The sequence below is a fragment of the Kaarinaea lacus genome, from assembly GCF_975902315.1.
Map to the genome: position 1 here is coordinate 1 of NZ_CDLKIE010000351.1, position 8507 is coordinate 8507.

General features: G+C 44.3%; 7 protein-coding genes. All 7 read right to left on the bottom strand.

What is annotated here, in order from left to right; translation table 11 throughout:
- A partial coding sequence (locus ACWVCM_RS11350) for an FG-GAP-like repeat-containing protein (RefSeq protein ID WP_455201869.1) occupies positions 1 to 2594 on the bottom strand: 2594 nt, incomplete at its 3' end.
- A gap of 431 nt (positions 2595 to 3025) precedes the next feature.
- Positions 3026 to 4240, bottom strand: a complete 1215-nt coding sequence (gene scpB / locus ACWVCM_RS11355; protein WP_455201870.1) for an SMC-Scp complex subunit ScpB — start codon at positions 4238 to 4240, stop codon at positions 3026 to 3028.
- Complete coding sequence (locus tag ACWVCM_RS11360) at positions 4216 to 5103, bottom strand: segregation and condensation protein A (RefSeq protein WP_455201871.1); 888 nt, start codon at positions 5101 to 5103, stop codon at positions 4216 to 4218. Before ACWVCM_RS11360 ends, scpB begins: the two co-directional genes overlap by 25 nt.
- Before the next feature lie 64 nt (positions 5104 to 5167).
- Positions 5168 to 6385: a tryptophan--tRNA ligase gene (locus ACWVCM_RS11365; protein WP_455201872.1), complete on the bottom strand. Its 1218-nt coding sequence runs from the start codon at positions 6383 to 6385 to the stop codon at positions 5168 to 5170.
- Positions 6386 to 6447: 62 nt separating this feature from the next.
- On the bottom strand, positions 6448 to 7170 hold the full coding sequence (locus ACWVCM_RS11370; RefSeq protein WP_455201873.1) for a site-2 protease family protein: 723 nt from the start codon (positions 7168 to 7170) through the stop codon (positions 6448 to 6450).
- An 86-nt stretch (positions 7171 to 7256) separates the two neighbouring features.
- A complete protein-coding gene (locus tag ACWVCM_RS11375; RefSeq protein WP_455201874.1) occupies positions 7257 to 7892 on the bottom strand; it encodes an L-threonylcarbamoyladenylate synthase in 636 nt (211 codons plus the stop codon).
- 164 nt (positions 7893 to 8056) lie between these two features.
- A partial coding sequence (locus ACWVCM_RS11380; protein WP_455201875.1) for a hypothetical protein occupies positions 8057 to 8507 on the bottom strand: 451 nt, incomplete at its 5' end.

Genomic DNA, 8507 nt, shown 5'->3' on the forward strand with positions numbered 1-8507 from the left:
CCAATCCCTCCATTACCTGACTGTATAAATGTAAGTTCACTTGTAGAACGAGCATACTCGTATATAAATATTCGACCGGACCCAAAAAAGATAATATTGAATATATCGTCATTATCGGAAGCTGTAATTTCAAAATCACCGCCACTTACAAAAAAGGACCCTATTGTGACATTATTAACTACATCGAAAACATACAAGTTATTAAAATTGCCTGGAGGATTTATTCGAACGACCAAATCATCGTAAGAATCATTATTCATGTCTGCATATTTTACAGCCATCGCTTCACCTAAATCGCGGGGCGACATCCACTCAATTGTATCGTTGCCAATATCAACGGCAGCTAAAAACCTATCAACTCTGTCCGCACTTGACACAAACACCTCATCAATCCCATCATCATCATAGTCCGTATGACTAATAAGTGGTGCATTTTGAGTTAAGTTATTCGTACCAATTGGAGAGCTGAAAGACATTAAACCTAAGTCACTTAACGATACAAGATATGTATTTCTGGTATATATCTCATTATTTACATCTGAATTTATAAAAACAGCCTCGCGCTTGCCAGGCGCTATTTTCGTCCACATACCACCAACAAAAGAACCGGCAAAATCAAGAGGCGATTTATCCCATTGCCGTATCAGGGCGTTAGGCGCAAATTCGAATACACTAAATTCAGAGACTATATGGGATTGGCTAGACAAGGTGATTAGCTCTTTCGGACTGTCGTTGTCAATATCTGCTACTAATATTGTATGTGCATCTGCCACTTGCGAAGAAGCCCAGGACAACTCCGGTAATCCCGTATCATTATTAACTTTATACACATACAACGCATCATAAACTTTTACTAAAATTTCCTCTTCAGTTGTTGCGTCAATATTACTAACTTCTAGCGCCAATGCTATTGTTGACCCACCATTTAATGGCTCAATTGCCGGCGACTCCCATATGTACTGTCCAGTTGGTACGGAGTAAGATCGTAATCCAATACTATTAGGTTGTGAGTTAGTACAACATGTAACAATTTCTTGTATTCCGTCACCATCAATGTCTATTGTATCTACAAATTTAATAAAATCTTCATCTATGACGACAGGGAAAGAGTTTTGCTTCGTAAATGATTCTCCATCAAAAATATCACCGCTTGCAGAAATAATTTCTAAATTAGCATCATCATCTATGTTACCTAACGCCAAGCGTGATTCATGCTCTGGCAGCCCATCAACATAGAATGTCATTCGATCTGACTGCCAAACATTGACTGGGCTAGCTAAGTTTGAAAGATCATAGGCTACGAGTGTCATTTCAGTATCGAAATGACTATTAGTATGCTTAACCAGGTATACTAAGGTTACATTTCCGCTGTTTGTCAAATCTGCCGCCATCATCGCTCTGCGATAGGCGTACCCATCTTCAAAAGAGGAAATTTGTTGTTTAGTGACGCCATCCAGGATAATGATTTTTGAAGGATAGCCGATGATTATATCCGGATTTCCGTCGTTATTTACGTCAGCACTAGTGAGAGCTTGAACGCTAGCATTTGGAATTGGGCTTTCATTCCACTCATAGAGGCTGAAAGGTAGTGACCACTCATGCACAAAGCCATTGTTTTGATATTCCAGGGTATAAACCCGTTTTTTATTATCGGTGAGCAGGAGTTCATTTATTCCATCGCCGTCAAAGTCTGCTATGTCAGCACTATATGTCCATTCTGGGGTAGAAATTGGAGAACGAAATAATGGTTGTTGCCTTAAATCATCCTTTACTGTGGTAGTGGTTTTGAAATTATAAGTAGCCAACTTGTAATTTAAACCTAATGTCCAGTTTACATCTAACGTTGTATCAAACATTGGTCCATGCGGAGCCCAGTTAATTATACCGTCATTACTTAGTGACATTGACGTTGGACCGGATATCATGGTAATTCCTAGCTCATTGCTATCCAGCTCCGGTTTTACTAACGCAAACTGATAACTTTGACCATGATTGACTTCGCTTGGTGCATCTATATCGAACAAGTTATAGTCAATAGTTATGTCTTTAAATATAGAAATATTTGGAGCTGGATATCTAGTGGAATCGCCTTGCTCAGCGTAAATCCGAGCAGTCGTTGAATAACTTCCAACGGGTTCTGAATTTGAAATAATATTGAAAGTTACTGAATCTGACTGCCCAAAGCCACTATTTAAAAATGCCGCGATTTCTATGTAAAACAGCTGGGTAGCTGGCGCAGTAAATATCACGCTATCTTGTGTAATGGAGCCATATGTTGGATTCGCGCTAAGAACTATTATTGTTTCTTCAGAAAGAACATCGCTGTTAAAAACGGCGATATCAACATCACCTTGAACTGAATCTACAGTAATATTGTAAGTAGTAGACTCGGTAGCATAGAACTCGAAGAATTTCGATTCATTTCTATCAACGAAACCAACAGTATTCCCACTATCTACATTAAGTCTTTCCGGATCAGTGGCTCTCTCAACTTTAGCACTACTACTAGAACCGCCCCCACCGCCGCCACAGCCAGTTAGAACTGCAAACATGGACAGTATAAAAATTGCCTTGAGATATTGTTTTATAAACATCCTGTTACCGCTACATCACATGTCGTAATTACGACTGAATATTATGCTTACTATTTTCGTTAACTGATTCTAACAAATCTTGCAATATCTTCTTAATAAATTGCTAAAATTGCAGCTTACTGGTCAAATTACCAACCATGTTAGAACACTTCTCAATATTGTTTTGTTAGCATTTCGGTCTATTCCAACTTGCTGCGATAATAATTTTGATTGAATGGTACTCAGCAACTATGAAACATACCCTGAATCGATGAAATGGTTAGTAAAGTTTACGCGTAACTGCGAAGTAGATGCTGAACGCATCACTACGACTGCAAATTTATACCTAAGTCAGATGTATTTCGGCACTGCCCTTTTTGGGCACAGTCGAGCCAGTACGGCTGGAATTTGCGAAGAAAGGAGGGATATTGTGGGAGAAAGCTGAATTAAAACTAACTACCAAATTTCGAATCAACACCTTCCATATCAGAATACTCGTCACTTTCCACCGCCGCAGTTTCCAGCTTTGGTTCTTCATCAGCAGCAGATTCAGAGACGACAGGCTCATCAACTTCAGGCTCTTCTTCAACAGTTAGTTTGTGCTCGGTTTCCGAGGGCAATTCGCTTTCTGGAATACCAGTACTATCCGGTGTAATAGTACTTTCAGCGACCGTCACATCTTCCTGTTCTTCTAATTCACTTTCAATTTCTTTGTTTGCGACGGTTTCATTTTCAGTAAAAATCATTTCTTCTTCAGCAGACTCTGTTGACGCGATAATCTCTTCTTCTTCGGCTGCAAGCTTGCTTACTAATTCTTTATCGTGTTCGTCCAACATGACGTCATCACGATCATCCTGGTTACTGTCGATATCTTCGTCGGTAACTTCTTCAGCCACCCCTTCACTGACATCTTCAATGACTTCTTCAGTGACTGCTTCGGTAGCTAAAGCTTCTTCGCTTTGCTCTTCTGCTGACTGCTCTGCAACGGGTTGATCACCAATAGCCTCTTCGCCTTCCGCACTTGCTTCAGCAGCTTCAGCCTGTGCAATTTCTTCAGTATTAACTCCTTCCTCACCAGCTTCAGTCTGCTCGACGCCGGGTTCCTGCAAATCCAGTTCGGCATTGATTTTATCCAGGTCACGGATTTCAGCCAGCGTGGGTAATTCTTCCAGCGACTTGAGATTGAAATAATCCAGGAAAGCTTTTGTGGTGGCATACAATGCGGGTTTACCCGGTACATCGCGATGTCCCACAACACGCACCCATTCGCGCTCCAATAAGGTTTTAATAATGTTGGTGCTTACCGCAACACCACGCACATGTTCGATTTCACCCCGGGTTAGTGGCTGTTTATAAGCAATCAACACCAGAGTTTCCAGTAAGGCACGTGAGTAACGGGCGGGTTTTTCTTCCCAGAGGCGCGACACCCAGGGTGCGAAATCTTTTTTGGCCTGAAAACGATAACCGGAACTGACTTTCTTTAATTCAACACCACGTGTTTCACTTTCGGCTTCGATAGCTTTAATGGCTTCTTTTACCGCATCGCGAGTTGGTGGTTCTTTCTCTTCCACGAATAGCGTCAGCATTTTATCGATGCTCAACGGTTCCCCCGCCGCCATAATTGCTGCTTCAATAATATTTTTTAATTGTTCGTCTGTGATTGGCATGTTTCCGCTACCGTTACATGAATAGGTTCGTAGGGTTTGGTTTGTACTAGTTCTATGAGTGATTCCTTGACCAGCTCTAATATTGCCAGGAAGGTAACTACCACACCCAGGCGCCCTTCCTGAGGATCAAATAAATCTGCAAATGCGGTAAATTTTCCCGCTTCAACGCGGCTAAGCACCGTTGACATTCGCTCGCGTACCGACAAAGGCTCCATCTGAACTTGATGGTTCGTAAAATTTTCGGAACGCACGATCACGTCCTTAAAGGCAAGCATCAAATCTTTCATTTCTACATTGGGGTGTAACTTGCGCACGTTGAGGTTGGGAACAGAGACAGACACGCTAAAGTTATCTCGCTCCATGCGCGGCAATTCATTCAAATCTTCCGCAGCGGTTTTAAAGCGCTCATATTCCTGTAAACGACGCACCAGCTCCGCGCGCGGATCTTCTTCGTCTTCATCTTCGCTTACCGGGCGTGGTAACAACATGCGTGATTTGATTTCCGCCAGCATCGCTGCCATCACCAGGTAATCGGCCGCTAATTCAAAATGCAGTTCTTTCATCATCTCGACATATTCCATGTACTGACGGGTAATCGCCGCGATAGGTATATCCAGGATGTCGAGGTTGTGGCGCTTGATAAGATATAAAAGTAAATCCAGTGGACCTTCAAAGGCATCCAGAAAAACTTCCAGTGCTTCAGGTGGAATATAAAGATCCTTGGGCAACTCAGTGAAGGCAGAACCTTGCACTATGGCAATAGGCGTTGAGTCCGTGGCCTGTTGTACTTCAGACTGATCGGTTACTGCAGACGCTTCTGCATCCACAGTTTCTTCAGCAACATTGTCTACGACTTCTGACATTTTAGTTTTTGCCTTGTGTGCTTATTTCAATTTACCGTATCAGTGCTCTGATAGTTTGCTAACGTTAGCGATAAGCCAGGCCCATCGCCGCTCTTACTTCTTCCAGGGTGTCCTGCGCCACATCACGTGCTGCTTCAACGCCTTCGGCAATCACATTCTGCGCAATTTTAGGATCGTCCATGTATTCCTTTGCGCGCTCCTGAATCGGTGCCAGCTCTTTCAACACCGCATCAATGACTGGTTGTTTACAATCAATGCAACCAATGCCCGCCGAGGTACAACCCTGCTGCACCCACTCCCTGGTTTTGTCATCGGAATAAACCTGGTGAAAATCCCATACGGGACATTTGCCTGGATCACCGGGATCGGTTCGTCGAATCCTTGCGGGGTCTGTGGGCATGGTACGTAGTTTCTGCTCTACGTCGGCCGGATCCTCGCGCAATGCGATGGTATTCCCGTAGGATTTTGACATTTTTTGACCATCCAGTCCCGGCATTTTTGGTGATTCTGTCAACAATGCCTGCGGTTCAGGAAGGATTATTTTACCTGCGCCTTCGACATAACCAAAGAGCCGTTCACGGTCTCCCAGGGTAATATTTTGCTGGGATTCCAGCAGGGCACGGGCAGTTTCCAGCGCCTCATGGTCACCCTGTTCCTGATATTTCTTGCGTAACTCTTTGTAAAGCTTTGCATTCTTCTTACCCATCTTCTTGATGGCCGCTTCGGCTTTTTCTTCAAAATCCGCTTCACGACCATATAAGTGGTTAAATCGCCGCGCCACCTCGCGCGTCAGCTCAACATGCGCCACCTGGTCTTCGCCCACGGGCACCTGGCCAGCTTTGTAGATCAAAATATCTGCACTTTGCAGCAATGGGTAGCCGAGAAAACCAAAAGTAGCCAGATCTTTCTCTTTCAGTTTTTCCTGCTGATCCTTGTAGCTGGGTACGCGCTCCAGCCAGCTCAGGGGAGTCAGCATAGACAATAGTAAATGCAGTTCTGCGTGTTCCGGCACCTGGGACTGAATGAAAATTTTAGCCGATCCTGGATTAATCCCGGCTGCCAACCAGTCAATCACCATATCAAACGCGCTGCCCGAAATATTGGAGGGATCATCATAATGGGTCGTCAATGCATGCCAGTCGGCGACAAAGAAAAAACACTCGTATTCGTGCTGCAGGCGCAGCCAGTTTTTCAACACCCCATGGTAATGCCCCAAATGCAATTGGCCGGTGGGCCGCATACCAGAAAGTACCCGCTGGTATTGTGACGGTACAGAACTCAACTTTTTCTCCCTTTTTAATGAATAGTTTTCAATGAACAGTTTTTGATAAACACTATCCAGATTTATCTTCCCGTCAGCAACATCATGATGCGGGGATCTATGCCTACACCCACGCCCAATGCCTGTATGACCTGGGGATCGATACCAAAGATAAACGTTATAAATTTCAAATATGCGATCAGTGGAGGCAGCATTATGGTACCCAATATCCCGGTAAACAACAGGACCACGAGAATAATAAGCCCATAGGGTTCGAGTCGGCTAAATTTGTAGGACAATGGACCAGGTAACAAACTGGACATTATTCGACCACCATCCAAGGGTGGTAAGGGTATCAGGTTAAGAATCATCAAGATACCATTTATAAATATACCTGCGAATCCCATGTACACCATAGGCAGAGCGATATTCGAGGCGGTAGCGGGAAGTAACAAAGCGATTTTTATCACCGCCGCCCAAATTAATGCCATCAACAGGTTAGCCGTAGGGCCCGCTACTGCCACAAGTCCCACATCACGTTTTGGCCGTTTAAGATTTTCCCAGGTTATGGGGACTGGCTTGGCCCAGCCAAACATGAAACCGGTTAATAACAGCATCGCAACAGGCAAAATAACGGTTCCGATGGGATCGATATGTTTAATGGGATTCAGTGTTAAGCGCCCCATCATCTGGGCAGTGGGATCGCCCAAATGTTTTGCCACCCATCCATGAGCAACTTCATGAACAGTAATAGCAAATAAAACTGGTAAGGCGAACGCAGCAATAAGCTGGATTTGATTTAGCATGTGCGAATTGTAACGAGTTTAGGGCGCCACGTCCTAGATACTGGAAAAATAATGCAAAATTATCTTTAGGGCAAAATGAAAAGCGATCAGCTATGCTGTTCTAAAAATTGCGACACATCACCTTTCCCTTCCCGCGTAATCACTGGCTCATCTTCAACCAGGTCAACCACGGTGGTCGGTTCGATACCGCAAAATCCGCCATCGATAACCAGATCGACCTGATGCTTGAGCCTTTCAAACATATCTTCCGGCTCAACCATTGGACGATCATCGCCTGGCATGATCAGCGTGGAACTCATCAAAGGTTCCTGCAAGGTTTCCAGTAGATGGGACACAATATTGTTATCAGGTACTCGTAAGCCGATGGTACGACGCTTTGGATTTTGTAATCGCTTGGGTACTTCGCGAGTCGCTTTCAATATAAAAGTATAAGGACCGGGCGTGAGGCTTTTCATGAATCGATAATGTGCTTTACCGACCTTGGCATAGATTGATATCTCGGAAAGGTCACGACAGACCAGGGTAAAGTTATGCCTGGATTCAAGGTCACGAATCCGCCGGATACGTTCCATGGCATTCTTGTCGCCAATATGACAACCCAACGCATAGGCAGAATCCGTTGGATAGACAATAACACCCCCATCATTTAACACCTTCACCGCCTGATTGATCAGGCGCTGCTGTGGGTTGTCAGGATGTATTGGTAAGAATTGTGCTGTCATATTATTTAGTATGCGCGTTTAATGCCAATGGTGAGTTGACCTGCTTCAATAGGTGAACTGGAATTGGAATTTAACACTAATGAAATGAGATGAAAGTGGTGATGCGACGATTCCTGTTAAACAATTCCTGTAAACATAGCCTGTACAAAGTACCGTTAGTAATTTTACTGCCAGTCATGCCAAATAGGCAGACATTCTTCGGGAAGTGGCGGAATATTTCCCAGTTCCACCCAGGCATGTTTCGGACCGTGATAATCAGAACCGCGTGATGCCAGTAATTCATATTGTTTGGCATAGCGCGCCATGGTCATACACTCATCTTGCGAATGCGCACTGGATACGACTTCCAGTCCAACACCACCACACGCTTTAAACTCAGATAGCAACTGGCGCAGCCTGGTTGCGGTGATACGATAACGTCCCGGGTGGGCAATCACCGCCTGACCTCCGGCAGCGTTAATCCAGGAAACCGCTTCTTCGAGTGTTGCCCACTGGCCCGACACATAACCGGGTTTGTTATTCACCAGAAACTTCTTGAAAACTGCCCTGACATCTTTTGCGTACCCATGCTCCACCAGGAAATGCGCAAAGTGCGTTCGACTAATGAGCGCTCCC